Source organism: Cytobacillus oceanisediminis (genome assembly GCF_007830235.1).
Classification (GTDB): domain Bacteria; phylum Bacillota; class Bacilli; order Bacillales; family Cytobacillaceae; genus Cytobacillus; species Cytobacillus oceanisediminis.
On record NZ_VLKI01000016.1, the window covers coordinates 94213 to 117952 of the forward strand.

The window sequence follows — 23740 nt, forward strand, 5'->3', positions numbered from 1 at the left end:
AAGGAATAAAGAGGGAGTGGGACCTATATGAATTTCAAACCAAATTTGTTTGATAAAAAGGGCGGGGCTTCTGCCAGAATATCGCACGAAGAAACAAACTCTGCTGCTAAATTGGCTGCTGAGCTAAAAAATATATTGCCCTCAGGCGTCAGTAGCCGTCCCATCGTTTTTGTCTGTATTGGCACAGACCGTTCTACAGGCGATTCATTAGGTCCGCTTGTCGGCACACTCCTTGAGGAAAAATCCATTTCTTCCTTTCACGTTTACGGTACACTCGAAGATCCCATTCATGCTGTAAACCTGGAAGAGAAGCTGAACGAAATTAAGAAGAAACATTTTAATCCCTATATTATTGGGATTGATGCATGCTTAGGCCGATTAAAAAGTGTGGGAGTCATCCAAATCGGGGAAGGGCCCGTTAAGCCAGGGGCAGGCGTGAACAAGGATCTTCCGGAAGTAGGGCATATGCATATAACCGGCATTGTGAATGTAAGCGGCTTTATGGAGTTCTTTGTCCTTCAGAATACAAGGCTGAACCTCGTGCTGAAAATGGCCAAAACAATTGCCAATGGCATTTATGAAGCCAGCCTAACACATCAAACTGCACCAGCCTGGCCGGCATTTAAATGGGAACTGAACCGTGAACAAACACCATAAAAATTGAATTAAAGCCATGGGAGCAACAGACTCTCATGGCTTTTTTGATGAATTATTCTCTTTTCCTTTTCAGACTTCACGGTCTAATAGGGATTGGCCAGCTCTTCAGAAACTCTACCGGACACATTCCGAAACGAAGCTTTTAGAAACAAGCTGTGTTAAAACTAATTGTTGATTTAGCACTGATGATTGGAGCGGAAGGCGCGAGATCCTCGAAAATGCATTCGCATTTTCTTCGTGCGGTGTTTATTCGAGGATGCTTATTCAAGTCCTGCGGGAGAAGCGTGTCAAAGGGAGACCCCGGCAGCATTAATGCTTGAAGAGGCTCCCGGACCGCCAGCTGTTCGCTGAGTGCCTGCAGCGGAAATCAACACCTAAGTTTCAGAGCCTAAAAATAAAGCCCATAAAAGTAAACTACTGAAACAATTACCCCAGTTACCAAAATCCCTGGCAGCAGGTTTGCTACCCGGATTTTCGTCAGTCCAGTTAAATTCAGACCAATAGCAAAAATCATTATTCCACCTGTAGCAGTCATTTCTTTAATAAAGCTGTCCATCAGCAGCTGAGGGACAAATCGGTCAATTTGTGTAGCAAAAAGGGCAATCAATCCTTCATAAATCATGACCGGAAAAGCCGAAAACAAAACGCCAATTCCCAGGGTAGTCGTGAGAATCAATGCAGTAAAACCGTCAATAATGGACTTTGTATAAAGAACAGAATGATCGCCTCTAATCCCGCTATCCAGTGCGCCGATAATAGCCATGGCGCCAATGACAAAAATCAGTGTCGCTGTAACAAAGCCTTCCGAAATACTGCCTTCACCCTTAGAACCAATCTTGCTTTCAAGCCAGCCGCCAAGCCTATTCAATTTATCTTCCAAGGCAAAATATTCACCAAACACGGTTCCGAAAACAAGGCTTAATATGACTACGAGAAAATTCTCGCTCTTAAAGCCCATCTGGAGGCCAAGCACGATGACAGCAAGGCCAATGGCATGCATAACTGTTCCTTTCATATTTTCAGGAATGCGATGAAGCAATTTCCCTAAAAAGGTTCCAATAATAATTAACAACCCATTAACAAGCGTACCAAGCAGAAACATACTTTTCACCTTATCTATTATTATTTCGTGATTCGAATAATTATTTTATCTACATTATCACGGAAGGTTCATTTATACAATCATTTTTTAAGAATCCTGTTAAAAAAATAAACCATCCTGAAGATGGCTTAAGAATGGGTATCCAAAAGTTCTATAATGCGCTCCAAGTCTTCTTTAGAGAAAAACTCAATTTCAATCTTTCCTTTGTTTTTAGATTGCTTGATATGGACAGTGGTTCCGAATCTTTCTCTAAGAGAGGATTCACGTTCCTTAATAAAAATATCCTTTTGAACCTTCGGCTTTTTCGTTTCACGTGAAACATCATTCAGCTGCTGAATCAGCTGCTCCAGCTGTCGGACATTTAATCCATCTTTAATCGTTTTTTCAACGAGTGCTGGTAATTTTTCTTTCTTTCTTAAACCCAGTAATGCTCTGCCGTGGCCCATCGATATTTTTCCATCTGATATCAATTCCTGTATTTTCGGCGGAAGAGATAGCAGACGGATGTGATTCGCAATGTGCGGCCTGCTTTTTCCAAGGCGTTTGGAAAGCTCCTCTTGTGTAACCTTCAATTTATCCATTAACAGCTGGTAGGCTGCAGCTTCTTCAATAGGGGTTAAATCCTCACGCTGCAGATTTTCAAGGACTGCAAGCTCCATCATTTGCTGTTCATTTAAATCTTTAACCACAACTGGAACGGTTTCCAGGTTTGCTTCCTTTGCTGCCCGATAGCGCCGCTCGCCGACAACAATTTCATAGCCCTTTATGCTTTTTCGGACGATGATCGGCTGCAATATTCCATGCTCGATAATAGATTGCTTTAGTTCTTCAATTGCTTCCTTTTCAAATACTTTTCGGGGCTGATAAGGATTTGGGCGGAGCTCTTTAATTTTAACTTCATTTACCGTTTCTTCTTTCTCGGTTTCAATATTATTAAAAAAAGCATTCAGACCTTTACCTAAACCTTTAGCCATTTGAAACCACTTCCTTTGCCAATTCTAAATATACTTCAGCTCCGCGTGACTTCGGATCATAAGTAATAATAGGTTCACCATGGCTCGGAGCCTCACTTAATCGCACATTGCGGGGAATGATGGCTTTATATACTTTATCCTGGAAATACTTCTTAACCTCTTCAATAACTTGTATGCCCAAGTTCGTACGGGCATCAAGCATCGTCAGCAAAACGCCTTCAATTTTCAAATCATGATTCAAATGCTTTTGAACAAGGCGGACAGTATTCAAAAGCTGACTCAAACCTTCAAGCGCATAATATTCACATTGAACCGGTATAATGACCGCATCGGATGCTGTTAGCGAGTTAATTGTCAAAAGTCCCAGGGAGGGAGGACAGTCGATAATGATATAATCAAAGTTTGCTTTTACCTCTTCTAGAGCCCTTTTCAACCTTACTTCTCTTGATATGGTAGGAACCAACTCGATTTCCGCACCTGCCAGCTGGATCGTAGCGGGAATCGCATATAAATTCTCAACGGATGTTGGCTTTATTACCTTGGATGCTTCCACATCGTCAACAAGCACGTCATATATGCATTGATCCACATCAGCTTTTTCAATGCCAATCCCGCTCGTTGCATTTCCCTGGGGATCAATATCCACTAATAAGACTCTCTTTCCTATGTATGCCAAGCATGCACCCAAATTGACTGAAGTAGTAGTCTTGCCCACTCCGCCTTTTTGGTTCGCAACAGCTATAATCTTGCCCACGGTGTCACCTGCTTTCATCTTAAAAATAACAAAATATATATTTACTTATCTATCATTATTGTTTTAAATCACGTAGTCTATTTTATCACGAAAAAGGAGATAGAATTATTTTTTTGTTAAAAATAAGAAGATTCTAACAGTCTTTTGGAATTAGAGTATTGCATTTGCTAAGGTCAATAGGGGCTTATATGGGAACTGCGAAAAAAAACGCGAGAAACGCAGCAGGAGGCTGCTTGATTTCTCGCGTTAATCTTATTTCTTTTTAGGAATTTTGATTGTTATTTGATAGAATTCATCAAATTCTTCTTCTTCAGAATCGAGATTGATGCCGCTGTCAGAAACCATGGAAAGGGATTGGCGGATTGTATTGACCGCTATTCTCATATCCTTGCTGAAAGCCTTCCGCTTTGGTTTCGGCTTTGGATTTTTCTGTTCAAGGATCCTTACGACCCGATCTTCTGTCTGCTTGACGTTAAGATTTTTTTCGACAATCTCCTGCAGCAATGCGACCTGCTTCTCAGGGTCTTTTAATGGGATGAGCGAACGGGCATGCCGTTCTGTAATCGATTTGCTTAATAATGCATCCTGGACAGGCTGCGGCAATTTTAACAGCCGAAGCTTATTCGCAACGGTTGATTGGCCCTTTCCAAGGCGCTGCGCCAATGCTTCCTGTGTCAAATTATGCAGTTCCAATAGCTTTCCGTACGCAACAGCTTCTTCAATTGGGGATAACTCTTCCCTTTGAAGATTCTCGATTAATGCAACCGAAGCGGTCTCTGTATCACTTAAATTCTTTACGATTGCCGGAGCTTCTTCCCAGCCGAGCTTTTTCATGGCCCGATATCTGCGTTCACCTGCAATAATCTCAAACTGGCCGTTTTCAAATTCCCGTACGACAATCGGCTGGATAATTCCATGTGTATGGATGGTTCGAGAAAGCTCTTCTATTTTTTCATCATCAAACACCGTTCTTGGCTGGAAACGGTTGGGAACGATTTGGTCAATAGGTATTTTCTTAACTTCTTCTTTTTCGCTTAAGTCTTCAATATCCAATTGTTCTTCTGCTGGTTTTTCCGCTGTAACTTGTTCTCCCTTTTCGCCTAGGCCAAAAAAGCGTGAGAAAGAATGCTTCATCACCCTGCACCACCTTTACGAAACTCCCTATTACATATTCTCTATAATAATGACATTTCCTGCCGAACTGTAACAATATAATAATTTGGTAAAAGACATATTAATCTATACCATTATGTCATACATTGCTGAAATGCGCACCCTACTCAATTGGTGTTTTATTGGGCGTACCCGGCTTTCTTGGGTACTTTTTGGGCGTGCTTTTTTCCTTTTTAATGATCAAAATGTTGCGCTCACTTTCTTCCTCAGGCAATGTGAAGGTATGAGAGTCAACAAGTTTTCCTCCTAAGACCGTTATCGCTTTTTTGCCGGCATCCAGCTCTTCTTTGGCACTTGCACCCTTCATAGCAACAAACATGCCTCCAGTTTTAGCCAGCGGCAAACAAAGCTCGCTCAATACAGACAGTCTGGCAACAGCCCTTGCTGTTACAACATCAAAGGACTCCCGGTATTCCTTGTTTTGGCCAAAGGTTTCCGCGCGGTCGTGAATAAACCGGACGTTTTCTAATTCTAATGCCTTGGCCAAGTACTCAAGAAAACCAATGCGTTTATTCAGCGAATCGACAATCGTAATATGTAAATCCGGAAATGCAATTTTTATCGGAATGCTTGGAAAACCCGCACCCGCTCCGACATCACAGACTTTCAGCGGCTGGTTAAAATTAAAATAAAATGCCGCTGTAATTGAATCATAAAAATGCTTTAGATAAACATCTTCTTTGTCTGTAATAGCTGTTAAATTCATTTTTTCGTTCCATTCCACTAATGTGGAATAATATGTTTCATATTGATTTAATTGCCGGGACGAAAGGGCAATCCCATTCGCCGCCAGCATTTCAGTAAATTGTTCTATATTCATTAGCAAATCCTTTCCGCTGTAAGACATGATCGGATTAATTATTGGATACAAAAGTATAACTTTGAGCTTCAATAACTGTCTAGCTCCAGCGCCTAGCCCCTCGAGGTCACAAACCAGTCTAGTTTCGGACAATCCTCCCAGAAAGGCAAAAAACGCCTTCCCGTGAGGCTCGTCTTGTGCTTGAGGCCCACAGGATGTGGGTTATGCAGACGTTACCCCAGGACGTGGCGTTCTTAGTCTGCGTTCCTTCGTGGGCAAGGCGCCTCCGCATTCCTTATTCTGCTGATATCCTTGCAATTCTTCCTTGTTCAAGATAAACAAGCAAAATGGAGATATCAGCAGGGTTAACACCGGAAATTCTCGATGCCTGTGCGATCGATAGCGGCCTAACTTCTTTCAGCTTTTGTTTCGCTTCGGATGCTAGCCCGTTAATAGCATCATAATCAATGTTTTCAGGGATTTTCTTATTTTCCATCTTCTTCAGGCGATCCACCTGCTGAAGAGATTTTTCAATATAGCCTTCATACTTGATTTGAATTTCGACCTGTTCAGTTACATCCGGATCGAGTGTTCCCTCAGCCGGAACAAGCTTTTGGATATGTTCATAAGTCATTTCCGGCCGCTTCAACAAATCAGATGCACGAATGCCATCTTTCAGCTCACTGCCGCCCTGGCTCTTGATCAGTTCCTGTACTTCACTGGTTGGTTTAATAATAATGCTCTGAAGGCGCTTTTTCTCTTCTTCAATGGCCTGTTTTTTCACCAGGAATTTTTTATAGCGTTCTTCGCGGATCAGCCCAACCTTATGCCCAAGCTCTGTTAAGCGTAAATCGGCATTATCATGGCGAAGAAGCAAACGGTATTCTGCTCTTGAAGTTAGTAGACGGTATGGCTCATTTGTCCCTTTTGTGACCAAATCATCAATCAGTACGCCAATATAAGCATCTGAACGGCTTAAGATGACTTCTTCTTTGTCCAGAGACTTCAAACCCGCATTCATGCCAGCCATAAGACCCTGTCCGGCAGCTTCTTCATACCCTGATGTTCCGTTAATTTGACCAGCCGTATAAAGATTTTTTACTTTCTTTGTTTCAAGAGTCGGCCATAACTGGGTCGGCACAATGGCATCATATTCAATAGCATAGCCTGCACGCATCATCTGGACATTTTCCAATCCAGGAATGGTTCTAAGAATCTTCTGCTGAACATCCTCAGGCAAACTTGTTGAAAGGCCTTGCACATAAACTTCCTGTGTATTCCGTCCCTCAGGCTCCAAAAAGATCTGGTGGCGGGGCTTATCATTAAAGCGGACAACCTTATCTTCAATGGATGGGCAATAACGAGGACCTGTTCCTTTAATCATTCCGGAATACATTGGCGAACGATGAAGATTATTGTCAATCAGCGTATGCGTTTCTTCGTTTGTATAAGTCAGCCAGCATGGCAGCTGGTCAGTAATATACTTTGTTGTTTCATAAGAGAAAGCTCTTGGCACATCATCGCCAGGCTGTATTTCCGTCTTGCTGTAATCAATGGAATGGCTGTTTACACGAGGAGGGGTACCTGTTTTAAAACGCACCAAATCAAACCCAAGCTCCTGTAAATGCTCTGAAAGCTTTATGGATGGCTGCTGGTTATTAGGGCCGCTGGAGTACTTAAGTTCTCCAAGGATAATTTCCCCTCTTAGGAATGTTCCTGTCGTAATGACAACTGTTTTGGAAGAGTACACGGCACCTGTCTGGGTAATAACGCCTTTGCATTCCCCTTCTTCCACAATTAGCTGCTCAACCATCCCCTGAATCAGCGTCAGGTTTGGTTCATTTTCCAATGTCTTTTTCATCTCGTGCTGATACGTGAATTTATCTGCCTGGGCTCTCAATGCGCGGACTGCTGGCCCTTTTCCGGTATTAAGCATTCGCATCTGAATATGGGTTTTATCAATATTCTTGCCCATTTCTCCACCAAGCGCATCTATTTCCCTAACAACAATCCCTTTCGCAGGTCCCCCTACAGAGGGATTGCAGGGCATAAAGGCTACCATATCCAAATTTATCGTAATCATTAATGTCTTAGCGCCAAGACGGGCCGAAGCAAGGCCTGCTTCTACACCTGCATGTCCGGCTCCGACTACTATGACATCATAACTTCCAGCTTCATATGTCATGATGCGGCCTCCTTTACTGCAATCAAAATCCGCTTAATAGCGACATTTTTCTTGTCTAAAAATGATCTATTTCCCTAAACAGAACTGCGAGAATAATTGGTCAATCAAGCTTTCATGGACACTGTCGCCAATAATTTCGCCAAGCAGCTCCCAGGTTCTTGTTAAATCGATTTGCACGATGTCTATTGGCGTTCCCATTTCAACACCCTGCATGGCTTCGTCAATGGCATTTAAAGCCTGATTTAAAAGGGCGATATGGCGGGTGTTTGATACATAGGTTATATCGCCGGCTTCAATTGAACCTTCAAAGAAAAGGGAAGCAATCGCATCTTCCAAATCGTCTACCCCTTTATCCTCTAATAAAGAGGTCGTAACCAGCTTATGGGTTTTTGAAAGTTCATGAACGCGGTCCATATCAATTTTTTGTTCCAGGTCCATTTTATTTACAATGACAATGACATCCATGCCTTCGACTGCTTTAAATATATTTTCATCCTCAGCCGTCAATTCATCCGAATAATTGAGTACCAGCAAAATAAGGTCTGCTTCCTTTAATACCTGTCTGGATTTTTGGACTCCAATTCGTTCAACAATATCTTCAGTCTCCCGGATCCCGGCCGTATCAAGCAATCTCAGTGGAACGCCTCTTACATTGACGTATTCCTCAATCACGTCGCGTGTTGTTCCCGGTATATCCGTTACAATTGCCTTATTTTCATGGACAAGGCTATTTAATAGAGAGGATTTTCCAACGTTAGGACGTCCTACAATAACTGTTGAAAGTCCTTCACGCAAAATTTTCCCCTGCTGGGATGTACGCAGAAGCTTCTCAATTTCTTTCCTTACATAAGCGGACTTTTCCAACAGCATATGATGGGTCATTTCCTCTACATCATCGTATTCAGGATAGTCAATATTCACTTCCACATGGGCAAGGATCTCCAGAATTTCCTGGCGGAGCTTTTGAATGAGCTTTGAAAGCCGCCCTTCCATCTGCCCGAGCGCCACATTCATGGCCCGATCCGTTTTGGCCCGGATTAAATCCATAACAGCTTCTGCCTGCGACAAATCAATTCGTCCGTTCAAAAACGCTCGTTTTGTAAATTCCCCCGGCTCTGCCAGGCGTGCTCCATTGTTTAATAATAGCTGCAATACACGATTGACCGAAACCAAACCACCATGGCAGTTTATTTCAATAACATCTTCTTTCGTAAATGTTTTCGGGCCCTTCATCGCTGAAACCATTACTTCTTCAGCTACCTCACCTGTTTTCGGATCAATGATATGGCCGTAATGAATGGTATGGGAGGCTACATCCTTCAAACGTTTTCCTCCAACCCCTCTGAACAAACGATCCGCAATTTCAAAGGCCTGGTCGCCGCTGAGCCGGACAATGGCTATGGCACCCTCACCCATCGGCGTAGAAATGGCCGCTATTGTATCAAATTCCACTCTCTTCACCTCTCTTTTCTTTAACTTTCATCAATCTATATAAAAGTGATTATTATATCGATTCCCCAAATTAATAGAATATCACATGCCTATTTGTTAGAAAAGCATCTCAAACCGCTCATTTTACGCTTGTCCACAGACATTTTCTTTTTGATAAAGAAACAATTATCCACACGTCTCATATTTAATATGCTCTATTTTAACTTATCCACATGTGAATAACAATAAAACCAATGGAGAATTAATATTTTACGGAGGAATTGATTATTTATAAAAGGCTGTTTTCGCAAAGTTTGGACTATAAAGCTTGCCCGTTGATTTCCGCTCCAGTCACTTGCTTTCCGCGGGGAGGAACGGGAGCCTCCCCGGCGTTTCACGCCTGCGGGGTCTCCCGCTCCCTCTCTTCCCACAGGACATTGAATAATCATCCTTGACTAAACACCGCACGAAGAAAATGCGGATGCATTTTCGAGGATCAAGTGCCTTCCACTCCAATCAACTTAGTAATTAAAACTAGTTTGTAAGCAACAAAAACAACAATCTATACGAAAAGAGCCTTATAAAAAAACCCTTGGAACTAAATCCAGACATAAAAAAACCCAATCCGTTAATGGATTGGGTTTTTAAAATCGTTCTTCCGGCTATCTTGTTCTAGCCGGGGCTATGACAATATGGCGATGTGGATCATTGCCATCAGAATACGTTTTTATACTCTTATGATGAACGAGAGCGGTATGGATAACTTTCCTTTCATAGGAAGGCATAGGTTCCAACGCAATTTCCTTTCCCGTCTTCAGAGCTTTTTGAGCAAGCCTTTCAGCTAATTGAATCAGTGTATCCTGGCGTCTCTTCCGGTAATCCTCCGCATCCAGCACTACATTCAGATACTGGCCAGATAAGCGGTTGATAACAAGCTGTGTCAAATACTGCAGTGAATTAAGTGTTTGTCCTCTTTTTCCGATTAAAAGAGCAATTTTTTCACCGGATAGGATAAATTGAACATTTTTTCCGTCCTTTAATGTTTCAATTTCAACGGACATTCCCATTTTCTCACTGACATCCATGAGGAACTTCTCTGCTTCTTCAATCGGATCGAGCTTCTTAACAGCCTTCACGACTGCCGGACGGGAACCGAAAATCCCAAAAACGCCTTTTTTACCTTCATCAACTATTGTTATCTCTGCGCGGTCTTCAGTTGTATTTAATTGAGCTAAAGCTGACTCTACTGCTTCCTTGACGGTCTGTCCTGTAGCAGTTACTTGTTTCACTTTTTGGCTCCTCCTGCATTTCCGGCCGCCGCAGCTTTCAGGTCCGGACCTTTAATAAAATAAGTTTGTATGATCATAAAGATATTACCCACTACCCAGTAAAGAGAGAGAGCAGCTGGGAAATTAATAGCAAAAATAACAATCATGATCGGCATAAGATAAAGCATCATCTTCATCTGTGCTGCCATTTGCCCTGTATGTTCTGTGCCGGCCATCATCATTTTTTGCTGAATGAAAGTTGTAACACCTGCAATTACTGGCAATAAATAAATTGGATCCGGAGAACCAAGATCAAACCATAGGAAATTATGGTTTGCGATTTCACGAGTACGTGTAATCGCATGATAGAAACCAATTAGAATCGGCATTTGAACGACTAATGGAAAACATCCTGCAAGAGGGTTGACCCCGTGCTTTTGAAATAATGCCATCGTTTCCTGCTGTAGCTTCTGCTGGGTTTTCTGGTCTTTTGAACTGTATTTTTCACGTAGCTTCTGCATTTCTGGCTGAATTGCCTGCATCGCCTTCGAACTCTTCGTTTGCTTGATCATTAATGGCAAGATAACGAGGCGAATAATGATCGTAACAATGATAATCGATAGTCCATAGCTGCCGCCTGCAATTTCTGCTACTTTAATGATAAACAGCGAAAGCGGGTAGACAATATACTCGTTCCAAAAGCCTTCGCTTTCAGACGTAATCGGCTGGTTGATCTCAGTACAGCCTGACAAAAGCGCCATAACAAAAACCAAACCGACTAATAGGAATATTCGTTTCTTCAACCGTTTTTTCCTCCTTATTGCTCCTAATAATTAAATATATTGCATTTGCTTGTCCCCAAAATAGAGACACGCTCATATGTATCTTATTTTATCATCTTTTATAATGAAGTGCTTCATAATAAAGATAGATAAAGACTATAGATTTTTAGTATTTCCAAGTCTCGGTTTATTCAAAACCCGTGAAATCTTCAAAACATGGGTAAGGCTTTTTTTCACCTCATGGAAATCCATATCCGCAACTGGCTTCCTGGCAATCACAATCAGATCATACTGTGGTTTTATTTCTTCCCCCAGCTCTAAAAAAGCTTGTCGGATATACCTTTTGATCTGGTTTCTCATTACAGCATTGCCGATTTTTTTGCTAACAGAAAGCCCTATGCGGAAATGTTCCTGTTCCTCTTTTCTCAATATATAAACGACAAATTGACGGTTGGCGAATGACTTACCCTTCTTAAAGGCCTCTTGAAATTCTTTATTCTTTTTTACCCGAAATTCTTTTTTCATGTCATCACCCACTTGGAAAAGCATTTGAACCTTGGCAGAGGAGTTCCGCTTTCAGCCCATCGGCTAACATTTATCTATACATGGAAAAAAAGACCACTGACGTTTCAGTGGCCTAAGCAGATAATACTTTTCTTCCTTTACGGCGGCGGCGAGCAAGGACATTACGTCCGTTCGGAGTGCTCATGCGGCTGCGGAAACCGTGAACTTTGCTTCTCTTACGCTTGTTTGGTTGATAAGTTCTTTTCATTATATGACACCTCCCTGAGGAATTGCTGTTAAAGACAGTCTTTCTAATTATATAGATGAAACTAGAAAATTGTCAACTATGCACCGTTAATCTCTCTGCCATCAATGGCAAAAAGTCTTTTTGTTAGCCAGGCTTCCATTCTGCCTATCCTCTTTCTCTTTTAGCAGATCCGAATAAACCCACTCAGAAAGTTTACCTTCTTTTCGCTTGAATGTCATCCTAATTTTCATTTTTTCCACGTTTTTCTCTTAAAACCACTGAAAAATCCCTCTGTGGATAAAATTTCGACAGCATTTTCATTATCCACATCACATATCGACAAGTTTTTCACACAAACAGAGGCTGTGGACAATTATTATGCACATGATAGGGGACTTGTGGATAAAGGTTTAAAAAGCATTGCAACCATTAGGATTATCTGTTATCATTATTGTGTTTTCACACTTAATAAATCATAGTGCATATCTTCATTATCCACAGATTGTGGATAACATGTGGACAGGTTATCCAAGGGGTTTGTAAAAGTTTGTCCACAGACAGTGGATACTGTCGAAATTCCACTTTACTTCCTTATTATATAATTTTCCACATAAACAGTTTCGTATATTTATTAACTCAAGGGTTGTACAACTTGTATAACCTATCGTTTTTGTTGCACGAAACTAACGGCAAAGGAGGGATATCTATTGGAAAACATTGCGGATCTTTGGAATAACGCTCTTGCCAATATCGAAAAGAAAATCAGCAAACCAAGCTTTGATACATGGCTAAAATCAACAAAAGCCCATTCCCTTCAAGGCGATACTTTAGTGGTTAAAGCGCCCAATGAGTTTGCCCGTGATTGGCTGGAAGAGCGCTATTCCCAACTGATCTCCGGAATTCTTTATGACATTACTGGTGAAGAGTTAGGAGTAAAATTTATCATTCCGCAAAATCAGAGTGAAGAAGAGGTGGATCTTCCACTTCCGCCAAAAAAGAAAAGGACAGAGGAAGACCAGCCTGAATTGCCATTAACAATGCTTAATCCAAAATATACATTTGATACTTTTGTTATTGGGTCGGGTAACCGCTTCGCACATGCAGCTTCACTTGCAGTAGCAGAAGCACCCGCAAAGGCGTATAATCCATTATTTATTTATGGGGGAGTTGGACTGGGAAAAACTCACCTCATGCATGCAATCGGCCATTATGTATTAGATCATAATCCATCTGCTAAAGTGGTTTACTTATCTTCCGAGAAGTTTACTAACGAATTCATTAACTCAATCCGAGATAACAAAGCGGGAGATTTCCGCAATAAATATCGAAACGTGGATGTTCTTCTTATCGATGATATTCAGTTTTTAGCTGGAAAAGAACAAACTCAGGAAGAATTTTTCCATACATTTAATACATTGCATGAAGAAAGCAAGCAAATCATTATCTCAAGTGACCGGCCGCCAAAAGAAATTCCGACGCTTGAGGACCGTCTTCGCTCCAGGTTTGAATGGGGACTTATCACTGATATTACTCCGCCTGATCTGGAAACGCGTATTGCCATTTTACGAAAAAAAGCAAAAGCAGAGGGTCTCGACATTCCAAATGAAGTCATGCTGTACATTGCTAATCAGATTGATTCAAACATACGTGAATTAGAGGGTGCCCTTATTCGTGTAGTGGCCTATTCCTCTTTAATAAATAAAGATATAAATGCGGACCTTGCAGCAGAAGCTTTAAAGGATATCATTCCAAGCTCCAAGCCAAAGGTAATCACAATTCATGAAATCCAAAGGGTAGTGGGCGAACATTATAATGTGAAGCTTGAGGACTTTAAAGCGAAGAAAAGGACAAAGTCAGTTGCTTTTCCGCGGCAAATTGCTATGTACTTATCTCGGGAATTAACCGATTTTTCCCTACCTAAAATTGGGGAGGAATTTGGCGGGAGGGACCATACAACCGTCATTCACGCCCATGAAAAAATTTCAAAATTGCTTCAGTCAGATTCTCAATTTGAGAAACAGATTAAAGAAATAAATGAATTGCTCAAGGTTTAACTGTGCATAACTGAACCTAACTTACACACAGTCTGTCCACATGTGGATAGGCTGTGTTTCCTTTCGAAAAATGCAGTTATCCACATGTTAACAGGCCCTACTAGTACTTCTATTACTTTTTTATAAAAAATATATATATTCATTAGGCCATTAAAATATGCTTGGAGGATTTAAAAAAATGAGATTTATAATCCAACGGGATCGTTTGGTTCAAAGCGTCCAGGATGTCATGAAAGCTGTAACAAGCAGAACAACCATTCCAATCTTAACTGGAATTAAAATCGTTGCTTCAGAAGAAGGGGTAACACTAACAGGAAGTGATTCCGATATTTCAATCGAATCTTTTATTCCAAAAGAGGAAGCTGGAAATGAGATTGTTGAAATCAAACAGCCAGGTGCAATCGTGCTGCAAGCAAGATTTTTTAGTGAGATCGTTAAAAAACTTCCTACTGACAGTGTTGAAATCCATGTCGAAAACCACCTTCAGACTGTTATCCGTTCAGGCAAGTCCGAGTTTAATTTAAATGGATTGGATGCTGAAGAGTACCCTCACTTACCTCAAATTGAGGAAGAAAATGTTTTTAAAATTCCGACGGACCTATTAAAGGCCATGATCCGCCAGACTGTTTTCGCAGTGTCCACCTCAGAAACACGCCCTATCTTGACAGGTGTAAACTGGAAGGTGGAAAATGGCACCTTAACCTGTATTGCAACAGATAGCCACAGGCTTGCATTAAGAAAAGCCCAAATCGAAACAACTGCCAACGAAAATTATAATGTTGTCATTCCCGGCAAAAGCTTAAGTGAATTGAGCAAAATCCTTGATGACAATAATGATCTTATTGATATTGTCATTACCGAAAACCAGGTATTGTTTAAAGCCGAACATTTGCTGTTCTTCTCAAGACTGCTTGAAGGAAATTACCCAGATACATCAAGGCTAATCCCATCAGACAGCAAGACAGATGTAGTTGTTACTACGAAGGAATTCCTGCAGGCAATTGACCGTGCCTCATTACTGGCAAAGGAAGGAAGAAACAATGTAGTCAAGCTGTCCACTATTGAAGGCGGAGTGATCGAAATTTCATCCAATACGCCGGAAATCGGAAAGGTTGTCGAAGAGGTCCAAAGCAAATCAGTTGAAGGCGAAGAACTAAAGATTTCCTTTAGTGCAAAGTTCATGATGGATGCTCTAAAAGCCCTTGAAGGCACAGAAATTACTGTAAGCTTCACTGGAGCTATGAGGCCTTTCATAATAAAACCGTTAAATGACGACTCAATCCTTCAATTGATCCTGCCAGTAAGAACGTATTAAAGACTAATAATGGAGCTGCCGGCCATTGCCGGCGGCTTACTTTTTTTATACAAGAAATGATCTGTATAGGTATTGGTTAGTAATTGAGGTAAGGTCCATGAAACTGTCAGATCGTATAAGCGAAAAGCTGGCCAAAATAGACCGAATATCGGCAAACTGCCAGGGAATAATGAATATTAAAGGCTATAGCGGGTTTTCTTTGTGTATCTGCGATTTATTTAGTAAAATAGAATATTAGATAACATTCTAGAAATTGTTGTGCTTGGTGCATGATAAAAAAAGATTTCTCCGCATAGCACATAAAGTCTGACAATGGGAAAGAGTGAATAATATGACGGAAGTTCAAATCGATACGGAATATATTACATTGGGCCAATTCCTGAAAGCTGCAGATGTGATTCAAACTGGCGGAATGGCTAAATGGTTTTTAAGTGAATACGAAGTTTTTGTAAATGGGGAACAGGATCAAAGACGGGGAAGAAAGCTAAGAACAGGAGATAAAGTGGAAATTCATGATGTCGGTGAATTTACGATCGTTTAGCTGGCTGTTTTTAGCGCGAAACCCTAAAAGGATGTAGCGTCTATGTATATAGAGCAATTGCTTTTGAAAAATTACCGGAATTACGAAGAACTGGAAGTTAATTTCGAGAATAAAGTGAACGTTATTTTGGGAGAAAATGCCCAGGGGAAGACAAATGTCATGGAATCCATCTATGTACTGGCAATGGCGAAGTCTCACAGGACATCAAATGACAAAGATCTTATTCGCTGGGATCAAGATTATGCTAAAATAGAAGGAAGGGTCCAAAAGAGCCATGGATCTCTGCCAATGCAATTAGTGATAAGCAAAAAAGGCAAAAAAGCTAAATGCAATCATATAGAGCAGCAGAAATTAAGCCAGTATGTCGGCAATATGAATGTTGTTATGTTCGCGCCTGAAGACCTCCATCTTGTAAAAGGGAGCCCTCAAGTAAGGCGTCGTTTTATTGATATGGAGATTGGGCAGGTTTCACCTGTCTATTTGCATGATATTAGCCAGTATCAAAAAATTCTCCAGCAGCGAAACCACTACTTAAAGATGCTGCAGATAAAAAAGCAGACTGACCATACTATGCTTGAAATTTTGACAGAACAATTTATAGAAATGGCTGCGAAAATTGTTTCCAAGCGGTTTGTATTTCTTAGATTGCTTGAAAATTGGGCACAGCCGATCCATGAAGGCATTTCAAGAGGGCTGGAGACTTTGAAAATTGAGTACAAGCCCTCTGCAGAGGTATCAGAAGAACAAGATTTGTCGAAAATGGTTAAAGTATACGAAGAAAAATTTACAAAAGTGAAAAACAGGGAAATCGAGCGGGGGGTAACCATGTTTGGCCCCCACCGGGATGACCTTATTTTTCACGTAAATGGGCGGGATGTGCAAACATTTGGTTCTCAAGGCCAGCAAAGGACGACAGCCCTATCCGTTAAGCTCGCCGAAATCGAACTGATCCATTCTGAAATAGGAGAGTATCCCATTCTCCTGCTAGATGATGTCCTCTCAGAACTGGATGATTACCGCCAATCCCACTTATTGAATACCATTCAAGGGAAGGTACAAACGTTTGTCACAACGACAAGTGTTGATGGAATAGACCACCAGACACTGAAAGAGGCAGCAGCCTTCAGTGTTGAAGCAGGAAGGATCAAAAAGATTCAGTGAGGTGATCGCATGTACATCCATGTAGGTGAAGATGTGTTAGTCCGAGCAAGAGATATTGTGGCAATAATTGATAAAGAAAGCGCCATATCTACCGAATATGCAGAAGAGTGTTTAGAGCGCCAGGATGATTCAGTTATTAACCTCGCAAAAGGATCTTACAAATCTGTGGTGGTAACGACTGAAAAAATCTATTTCTCCCCGCTGGCTTCCGGTACATTAAAAAAAAGATCGCATAAATTAAGTGTTCAGGAATTTTAAAAAAATTATAGTTTGGTGCATCTCAAAGTACAGCCAAGCTTTTTTATAGATTAGCGAATTTGGAATGCAAATGGAAAGTGTAGGTGACCGATGTGGCAATGGAGCAAAAGGCAGTGCAGGAACAATCCTATGATGAGAATCAGATACAGGTTCTGGAAGGTCTGGAAGCGGTTCGAAAGCGTCCGGGAATGTATATCGGTTCAACAAGTGCCAAAGGACTTCACCATCTCGTTTGGGAAATAGTCGATAACAGTATTGATGAAGCGCTTGCCGGATATTGTTCAGAGATCAATGTAATGATCGAAAAGGATAATAGTATTACTGTAGTTGATAATGGCCGCGGTATACCGGTTGGAATACATGAGAAAATGGGCCGGCCGGCAGTTGAGGTTATTATGACCGTTCTTCATGCCGGTGGAAAATTCGGCGGCGGAGGATATAAGGTTTCCGGAGGTTTGCATGGTGTTGGTGCTTCCGTTGTAAATGCTCTCTCAACTGTATTGGAAGTGTTTGTCCATCGTGATGGCAAAAAATATTATCAAAAATTTGAGCGGGGAGTTCCAAGTGCTGACCTTGAAGTAATTGGAGAAGCAGACCATACCGGAACAACCATCCACTTTAAGCCTGACAGTGAAATTTTTACTGAAACGCTTGAATATGATTATGAAACTCTGGCAAACCGCATCCGCGAATTGGCTTTCTTGAATAGAGGATTAACGATCACGATTGAAGATAAACGTCAGGAAAATAAGAAAAATGAATATATGTACGAGGGCGGAATCAAATCGTACGTTGAACATTTGAATAGAACAAAAGAAGTTCTCCATGATGAGCCTATCTATATTGAGGGAGAACGTGAAGGCATTACGGTTGAAGTATCTATTCAGTATAACGATGGCTTCACAAGCAATATTTACTCTTTTGCCAATAATATTCATACGTATGAAGGCGGTACGCATGAATCAGGCTTCAAAACGGCATTAACTAGAGTCATAAATGATTACGCCAGAAAAAACGGTGTCTTTAAGGAAAGTGATGCGAACCTTTCGGGTGAAGACGTCCGAGAAGGTTTAACGGCGATCGTATCCGTTAAACATCCGGATCCCCAGTTCGAAGGTCAGACCAAAACCAAGCTTGGGAACTCTGAAGTACGTGCTGCGACGGACACGATTTTCTCTGAAGCTCTTGAAAAATTCATGCTGGAGAATCCAACGGTAGCAAGGAAGATTGTTGAAAAGGGTCTTATGGCTGCGAGAGCAAGACTTGCTGCCAAAAAAGCGAGGGAGCTTACCAGAAGGAAGAGTGCCCTTGAAGTTTCCAGCCTTCCGGGTAAACTCGCAGACTGTTCGTCCAAGGATCCATCTATAAGCGAATTGTATGTGGTTGAGGGTGACTCAGCGGGTGGTTCAGCTAAGCAGGGACGTGACCGCCATTTCCAGGCCATCCTTCCGCTTAAAGGGAAAATTCTTAACGTAGAAAAGGCCCGTTTGGATAAAATCTTGTCCAATAACGAAGTGCGTGCCATCATTACCGCGATCGGTACAGGAATCGGCGAAGACTTCGATATTTCAAAAGCGCGTTACCATAAGATTGTCATCATGACAGATGCCGATGTTGATGGAGCGCATATTCGCACATTATTATTAACATTCTTTTACCGCTATATGAGGCAGATTATCGAAGCTGGATATATTTATATTGCACAGCCTCCACTATACAAGATCCAGCAAGGCAAACGGATTGAATATGCTTACAATGATCGTGAACTTGAAAAGACTCTTGCGGAGCTGCCAAGCCAGCCGAAACCAGGAATCCAGCGTTACAAAGGTCTTGGAGAAATGAATCCAGGGCAGCTTTGGGAAACTACGCTAGATCCTGATACAAGAACACTTCTTCAGGTGAATCTTGAAGATGCCATTGAATCAGATGAAACGTTTGAAATCCTGATGGGTGATAAAGTAGAACCTCGCCGCAATTTTATCGAAGAAAATGCGGTGTATGTAAAGAATTTGGATATTTAATCTTAAAAGCAAACTTTCTGGCACCAGGAATTTTTAGAGCTATGGCGCCTCGCCAGGTGCCTCCGCTTTTCTTTCAGGATAGGGTCTCTCTATCCTGCTTTTACATAATAGGTCTATTTTATTTACTTTTAGTTTATGCCCCGTCTTGCAGGGATTTATTATAAAAAGTGTAACAACTGCAGAAGCGGCAGCCTTTGTGCTTGTTTCTGCAGATAAAACTTAGCAATAGCTAAACGATAAGTAACGAGAGGATGTCTTATCATCCCAAGTTTCTTTAAAGGAGGTTCCTTTAAATGGCCGATACACCTAATTCTAAAGTAAAAGAAATTAATATCAGCCAGGAAATGCGTTCATCTTTCCTGGATTATGCCATGAGTGTAATTGTGTCCCGTGCCCTTCCGGATGTAAGGGACGGTTTAAAGCCAGTACACCGAAGAATTTTATATGCAATGCATGATTTAGGAATGCATTCCGACAAACCTTATAAAAAATCCGCCCGTATCGTCGGGGAAGTTATCGGGAAATACCATCCGCATGGTGACTCTGCAGTTTATGACACCATGGTGCGTATGGCACAGGATTTCAACTATCGTTATATGCTTGTCGATGGACACGGAAACTTTGGTTCTGTAGACGGAGATGCAGCAGCTGCGATGCGTTATACAGAGGCCCGGATGTCCAAGATTTCGATGGAGCTTTTAAGGGATATCAATAAAGATACAATTGACTATCAGGATAACTACGATGGCGCAGAAAAAGAACCTATCGTTCTTCCGTCGCGTTTCCCTAACCTGCTGGTAAACGGAACCTCTGGTATCGCTGTAGGTATGGCTACCAATATTCCTCCTCACCAGCTTGGGGAAGTCATTGATGGAGTTCTGGCAATCAGCCATGAGCCGGATTTATCGGTTCAAGAGCTGATGGAAATTATTCCTGGCCCTGATTTTCCTACTGCTGGATTAATTCTGGGGCGAAGTGGAATCCGCAAAGCTTACGAGACCGGACGTGGCTCTATTACATTAAGAGCTAAAGTAGAAATTGAGGAAAAGTCAAATGGGAAAGAAGTTATCATTGTTAATGAACTTCCTTACCAGGTTAATAAAGCTAAACTGATTGAAAAAATAGCAGAACTTGTCCGCGATAAGCGTATTGATGGCATTACTGATCTGCGTGATGAATCTGATCGAAACGGAATGCGCATTGTCATTGAAGTCCGCAAAGATGCGAATGCCAATGTCTTGCTGAACAATCTTTATAAGCAAACGGCTCTGCAGACAAGCTTTGGGATTAACTTGCTTGCCCTTGTAGACGGCCAGCCAAAGGTACTTAATTTAAAGCAGTGCCTCCAATATTATTTGGACCACCAAAAGGTAGTTATTCGCCGCAGGACTGAGTTTGAACTTAAAAAGGCGGAAGCTCGTGCGCATATTTTGGAAGGATTAAGGATTGCACTTGACCATCTTGATGAGGTTATTAATCTTATCCGCAGTTCCCAGACTACTGATATTGCACGCGAAGGCTTAATGACACAATTCAATCTTTCTGAGAAACAGGCTCAGGCTATTCTTGATATGCGCTTGCAGCGTCTGACAGGTTTGGAGCGCGAAAAGATTGAAGACGAATATTCAGGCCTTGTAGCGCTTATTGCCGAATTAAAGGCTATTTTGGCTGATGATGAAAAAGTATTGGAAATTATCCGTGAAGAATTAAACGAAATCAAAGAGCGCTTTAACGATAAACGCCGTACTGAAATCGTTGCTGGCGGCATCGAGCAAATTGAAGATGAAGATTTAATTCCGCGTGAGAATATTGTCCTTACTTTAACTCACAAAGGTTATATCAAGCGTCTCCCTGTATCCACCTACCGTGCACAAAAACGAGGCGGACGCGGAATCCAGGGAATGGGTACGAATGAGGATGACTTTGTTGAGCATCTCATCACGACATCTACACATGATACAATTCTTTTCTTCACGAATAAAGGAAAAGTGTATCGCGCTAAAGGGTATGAAATCCCTGAATTCAGCCGTACGGCTAAAGGAATTCCGATTATAAACCTTCTTGGTGTTGATAAAGATGAATGGGTAAACGCCATTATTCCGGTTGAAGAGTTTGTCGATGACTGGTTCCTATTCTTTACTACTAAAAAAGGTATATCCAAGCGTTCACCGTTATCCTCCTTTGCCAATATCCGCAACAACGGCTTAATTGCTTTAAATCTGCGTGAGGATGATGAACTGATCTCAGTGCGTTTAACTGATGGCAGCAAGGAAATCATAATTGGCACAAGCCATGGCATGCTGATCCGATTCCCTGAAGATGATGTCCGTTCAATGGGCAGAACAGCAACCGGGGTAAAAGGGATTAGTTTAAGCGGGGATGACGAAGTAGTTGGCATGGAAGTGCTGGATGACGACACTCAAATCCTGATTGTAACAAAAAATGGCTACGGAAAACGTACTCCTGCGGAAGAATACCGTGTCCAGGGAAGAGGCGGTAAAGGAATCAAAACTTGCAACATTACCGATAAGAACGGAAGCCTTGTTTCTATGAAAGCTGTCACAGGAGAAGAAGACGTTATGCTTATCACAACCGGCGGTGTATTAATCCGCATGGCTGTAAACGATATTTCCACAATGGGCAGAAACACGCAAGGTGTAAGATTAATTCGCATAAATGAGGATGCTGACGAAGCGGTATCAACTGTAGCAAAAGTTGAAAAAGAGGAAGAAAAAGATGAGGAAGAACTAACGAAGCCTCTTGAAAATGCTGAAACCCTTTCTGAAGAAGAAGTTAATGGGGATGACGCGGAGTAATTTTTTAAGGAACACATTATTTGTGTTCCTTTTTTTTGTCCAAATAATGTAAAATGGTATAAAAGACTCATTACATTTGGAGTGTGGAAACGGTGCGTGTACATATTCAGGAACTGCAAGAGGGCTGTATCTTATCAGAAGATGTTTTTAGCATGACCAATCGTCCCATCATTAGCCAAAAGACCGTCCTAACTAAAGATCTGCTTGATATTTTAAAAGTATTCCTAATTGAAGAGGCTGTAGTTGAAAAAACATTAGTTAATGGGTTGCCTTTCATTCCTGCTGAAGTGATAGAGGATGTCCAGAGTACTCAGGAAACAAAAGTAAATGACTCAAGTTTTTTAGATACATTTTTAATTAGTGTTCTAAGTTATAAAAAAGAATTTCTCGCGTGGCAGTCAGGGCTGCCAATAGATATAGCAAAAATCAGAAACATAATGATACCGCTCATTGACAAAATGGAGAGGAATCCTTCCGGAATTTTCTCCTTGCACCATTTATCGACTAATGAAGACTATATGTTTCAGCATTCAGTGGCAGTTGGAATCATAAGTGCATTTATAGGGAAAAAATTAAATTATAACAAAGGGGAAGTCGTGCAATTAGCTCTCGGGGGCTGCCTTGCTGATGCAGGCATGGCAAAAATAAATCCGGTTATCCTGCAAAAGAACACCTCACTAAGCTCTGAAGAATTTGAAGACATAAAAAGGCATTCCACCATTAGTTTTAAAATGGTCCAAAATATTTCTCTTTTAAGGGAGAGTACGAAGATTGGCATTTTCCAGCACCATGAGCGGCTTGATGGCACCGGATATCCATTTGGTGAACTAAGCAGTAAAATCAACCAAACAGGAAAGGTAATTGCCGTAGCAGATGCCTTCCATGCTATGACCTCCCAGAGGCTTTACCGGCGAAAGCAATCTCCTTTCAAAGTGCTTGAAATGCTTATTCAGGATAGCTTTGGGAAATATGATATCCAATCCATTCAGGCTTTGGGATCCGGTATAATGACTTTTTCCATTGGCAGCCGGGTTAAACTCTCAGATGGGCAGAATGCAGAAATTCTCTTTATAGAAGATAAATCACCGACAAGGCCCTTAGTTAAGATAGAAGGCACTGGCGAGATTATTCATTTAGAAAAAAACCGCCAGCTATTTATAGATGAAGTTTTGAAATAGACCGTTTATTTGCGGTCTATTTTTATTAGATTTGGTTTGTTTAAAGAGCTTACTTATCATTGTGTACTGATTAAATAACTTTCTTTAAAAAAACACTTGCAATCAATATCCCAGGCTGATATACTAATTCAAGTCAGCAAGAGATGAACAACTTCATCAAGAAGGTTTTTAAAAAAACTTGTTGACATTGATAATCAGAAATGATATATTAATAAAGTCGCTTATGCGACGGATTGATCTTTGAAAACTGAACGAACAAAAACGTCAACGTTAATTCTTTAGTCTTTTTCAAAAAGACAACTTATGAGCTTAATCAACTCTTATATGGAGAGTTTGATCCTGGCTCAGGACGAACGCTGGCGGCGTGCCTAATACATGCAAGTCGAGCGGACGGATGGGAGCTTGCTCCCGGAAGTCAGCGGCGGACGGGTGAGTAACACGTGGGCAACCTGCCTGTAAGACTGGGATAACTTCGGGAAACCGGAGCTAATACCGGATAATTCTTTCCCTCACATGAGGG

20 protein-coding genes and 1 rRNA gene are annotated in these 23740 nt (G+C 41.4%); 10 read left to right on the forward strand and 11 right to left on the reverse strand.

Going from position 1 to position 23740, the window contains the following annotated elements:
• Positions 1-27: 27 nt before the first annotated feature.
• On the forward strand, positions 28-657 hold the full coding sequence (yyaC, locus tag IQ19_RS20625; protein ID WP_144544635.1) for a spore protease YyaC: 630 nt from the start codon (positions 28-30) through the stop codon (positions 655-657).
• A 388-nt stretch (positions 658-1045) separates the two neighbouring features.
• Here yyaC and IQ19_RS20630 read toward each other — a convergent pair whose 3' ends face one another.
• The 11 genes from IQ19_RS20630 to rpmH all read right to left on the reverse strand — a co-directional run bounded on the left by IQ19_RS20630 (position 1046) and on the right by rpmH (position 11897).
• Complete coding sequence (locus IQ19_RS20630; protein WP_144544636.1) at positions 1046-1759, reverse strand: DUF554 domain-containing protein; 714 nt, start codon at positions 1757-1759, stop codon at positions 1046-1048.
• A gap of 128 nt (positions 1760-1887) precedes the next feature.
• A complete protein-coding gene (locus tag IQ19_RS20635; RefSeq protein WP_144544638.1) occupies positions 1888-2733 on the reverse strand; it encodes a ParB/RepB/Spo0J family partition protein in 846 nt (281 codons plus the stop codon).
• Complete coding sequence (locus IQ19_RS20640) at positions 2726-3487, reverse strand: ParA family protein (RefSeq protein WP_110063580.1); 762 nt, start codon at positions 3485-3487, stop codon at positions 2726-2728. Before IQ19_RS20640 ends, IQ19_RS20635 begins: the two co-directional genes overlap by 8 nt.
• Before the next feature lie 252 nt (positions 3488-3739).
• Positions 3740-4621 (reverse strand): nucleoid occlusion protein, encoded by an 882-nt coding sequence (noc, locus tag IQ19_RS20645; RefSeq protein ID WP_110063579.1) that lies wholly within the window; start codon positions 4619-4621, stop codon positions 3740-3742.
• A gap of 142 nt (positions 4622-4763) precedes the next feature.
• Entirely contained in the window at positions 4764-5480 is a 717-nt protein-coding gene (rsmG, locus tag IQ19_RS20650; RefSeq protein WP_144544668.1) for a 16S rRNA (guanine(527)-N(7))-methyltransferase RsmG, read from the reverse strand.
• 274 nt (positions 5481-5754) lie between these two features.
• Complete coding sequence (mnmG, locus tag IQ19_RS20655) at positions 5755-7644, reverse strand: tRNA uridine-5-carboxymethylaminomethyl(34) synthesis enzyme MnmG (protein ID WP_144544640.1); 1890 nt, start codon at positions 7642-7644, stop codon at positions 5755-5757.
• Between the two features lie 66 nt (positions 7645-7710).
• The gene (gene mnmE / locus IQ19_RS20660) at positions 7711-9096 is read right to left on the reverse strand and encodes a tRNA uridine-5-carboxymethylaminomethyl(34) synthesis GTPase MnmE (RefSeq protein ID WP_144544642.1); all 1386 of its coding nucleotides are present in this window, start codon (positions 9094-9096) and stop codon (positions 7711-7713) included.
• 641 nt (positions 9097-9737) lie between these two features.
• Positions 9738-10364: an RNA-binding cell elongation regulator Jag/EloR gene (gene jag / locus IQ19_RS20665; RefSeq protein WP_144544644.1), complete on the reverse strand. Its 627-nt coding sequence runs from the start codon at positions 10362-10364 to the stop codon at positions 9738-9740.
• Entirely contained in the window at positions 10361-11146 is a 786-nt protein-coding gene (gene spoIIIJ / locus IQ19_RS20670) for a YidC family membrane integrase SpoIIIJ (RefSeq protein ID WP_144544646.1), read from the reverse strand. The genes jag and spoIIIJ overlap by 4 nt, the downstream gene beginning before the upstream one ends.
• 135 nt (positions 11147-11281) lie before the next feature.
• Positions 11282-11650 carry a ribonuclease P protein component gene (gene rnpA / locus IQ19_RS20675; protein ID WP_144544648.1) on the reverse strand — a complete coding sequence of 123 codons (369 nt, stop codon included), beginning with the start codon at positions 11648-11650 and terminating at the stop codon, positions 11282-11284.
• 112 nt (positions 11651-11762) lie between these two features.
• Positions 11763-11897: a 50S ribosomal protein L34 gene (gene rpmH / locus IQ19_RS20680; RefSeq protein ID WP_026584874.1), complete on the reverse strand. Its 135-nt coding sequence runs from the start codon at positions 11895-11897 to the stop codon at positions 11763-11765.
• Between the two features lie 686 nt (positions 11898-12583).
• Between rpmH and dnaA the strand changes: the two genes are divergently transcribed.
• The 9 genes from dnaA to IQ19_RS20725 form a co-directional block, all read left to right on the forward strand.
• A complete protein-coding gene (gene dnaA, locus IQ19_RS20685; RefSeq protein WP_144544650.1) occupies positions 12584-13930 on the forward strand; it encodes a chromosomal replication initiator protein DnaA in 1347 nt (448 codons plus the stop codon).
• A gap of 178 nt (positions 13931-14108) precedes the next feature.
• Positions 14109-15245 carry a DNA polymerase III subunit beta gene (gene dnaN / locus IQ19_RS20690; RefSeq protein WP_144544652.1) on the forward strand — a complete coding sequence of 379 codons (1137 nt, stop codon included), beginning with the start codon at positions 14109-14111 and terminating at the stop codon, positions 15243-15245.
• A gap of 331 nt (positions 15246-15576) precedes the next feature.
• A complete protein-coding gene (gene yaaA, locus IQ19_RS20695; protein ID WP_144544654.1) occupies positions 15577-15786 on the forward strand; it encodes a S4 domain-containing protein YaaA in 210 nt (69 codons plus the stop codon).
• 42 nt (positions 15787-15828) lie between these two features.
• Positions 15829-16947 carry a DNA replication/repair protein RecF gene (recF, locus tag IQ19_RS20700; protein ID WP_144544656.1) on the forward strand — a complete coding sequence of 373 codons (1119 nt, stop codon included), beginning with the start codon at positions 15829-15831 and terminating at the stop codon, positions 16945-16947.
• A 9-nt stretch (positions 16948-16956) separates the two neighbouring features.
• On the forward strand, positions 16957-17205 hold the full coding sequence (gene remB / locus IQ19_RS20705; protein ID WP_144544658.1) for an extracellular matrix regulator RemB: 249 nt from the start codon (positions 16957-16959) through the stop codon (positions 17203-17205).
• Positions 17206-17303: 98 nt separating this feature from the next.
• The gene (gyrB, locus tag IQ19_RS20710; protein WP_144544660.1) at positions 17304-19226 is read left to right on the forward strand and encodes a DNA topoisomerase (ATP-hydrolyzing) subunit B; all 1923 of its coding nucleotides are present in this window, start codon (positions 17304-17306) and stop codon (positions 19224-19226) included.
• Between the two features lie 293 nt (positions 19227-19519).
• On the forward strand, positions 19520-22042 hold the full coding sequence (gene gyrA, locus IQ19_RS20715) for a DNA gyrase subunit A (RefSeq protein ID WP_144544662.1): 2523 nt from the start codon (positions 19520-19522) through the stop codon (positions 22040-22042).
• Between the two features lie 92 nt (positions 22043-22134).
• Positions 22135-23220, forward strand: coding sequence for an HD-GYP domain-containing protein (locus IQ19_RS20720; RefSeq protein WP_242021076.1), 1086 nt, complete (start codon positions 22135-22137; stop codon positions 23218-23220).
• Between the two features lie 321 nt (positions 23221-23541).
• A 16S ribosomal RNA gene (locus IQ19_RS20725) occupies positions 23542-23740 on the forward strand; the annotation flags it as partial.

Coding starts and splice junctions, on each gene's coding strand:
- gyrB (WP_144544660.1), top strand. CDS start 17,304: ATGGAGCAAAAGGCAGTGCAGGAACAATCCTATGATGAGAATCAGATA.
- dnaN (WP_144544652.1), top strand. CDS start 14,109: ATGAGATTTATAATCCAACGGGATCGTTTGGTTCAAAGCGTCCAGGAT.
- recF (WP_144544656.1), top strand. CDS start 15,829: ATGTATATAGAGCAATTGCTTTTGAAAAATTACCGGAATTACGAAGAA.
- yaaA (WP_144544654.1), top strand. CDS start 15,577: ATGACGGAAGTTCAAATCGATACGGAATATATTACATTGGGCCAATTC.
- mnmG (WP_144544640.1), bottom strand. CDS start 7,644: ATGACATATGAAGCTGGAAGTTATGATGTCATAGTAGTCGGAGCCGGA.
- gyrA (WP_144544662.1), top strand. CDS start 19,520: ATGGCCGATACACCTAATTCTAAAGTAAAAGAAATTAATATCAGCCAG.
- rpmH (WP_026584874.1), bottom strand. CDS start 11,897: ATGAAAAGAACTTATCAACCAAACAAGCGTAAGAGAAGCAAAGTTCAC.
- noc (WP_110063579.1), bottom strand. CDS start 4,621: ATGAAGCATTCTTTCTCACGCTTTTTTGGCCTAGGCGAAAAGGGAGAA.
- rnpA (WP_144544648.1), bottom strand. CDS start 11,650: ATGAAAAAAGAATTTCGGGTAAAAAAGAATAAAGAATTTCAAGAGGCC.
- IQ19_RS20630 (WP_144544636.1), bottom strand. CDS start 1,759: ATGTTTCTGCTTGGTACGCTTGTTAATGGGTTGTTAATTATTATTGGA.
- yyaC (WP_144544635.1), top strand. CDS start 28: ATGAATTTCAAACCAAATTTGTTTGATAAAAAGGGCGGGGCTTCTGCC.
- IQ19_RS20635 (WP_144544638.1), bottom strand. CDS start 2,733: ATGGCTAAAGGTTTAGGTAAAGGTCTGAATGCTTTTTTTAATAATATT.
- remB (WP_144544658.1), top strand. CDS start 16,957: ATGTACATCCATGTAGGTGAAGATGTGTTAGTCCGAGCAAGAGATATT.
- rsmG (WP_144544668.1), bottom strand. CDS start 5,480: ATGAATATAGAACAATTTACTGAAATGCTGGCGGCGAATGGGATTGCC.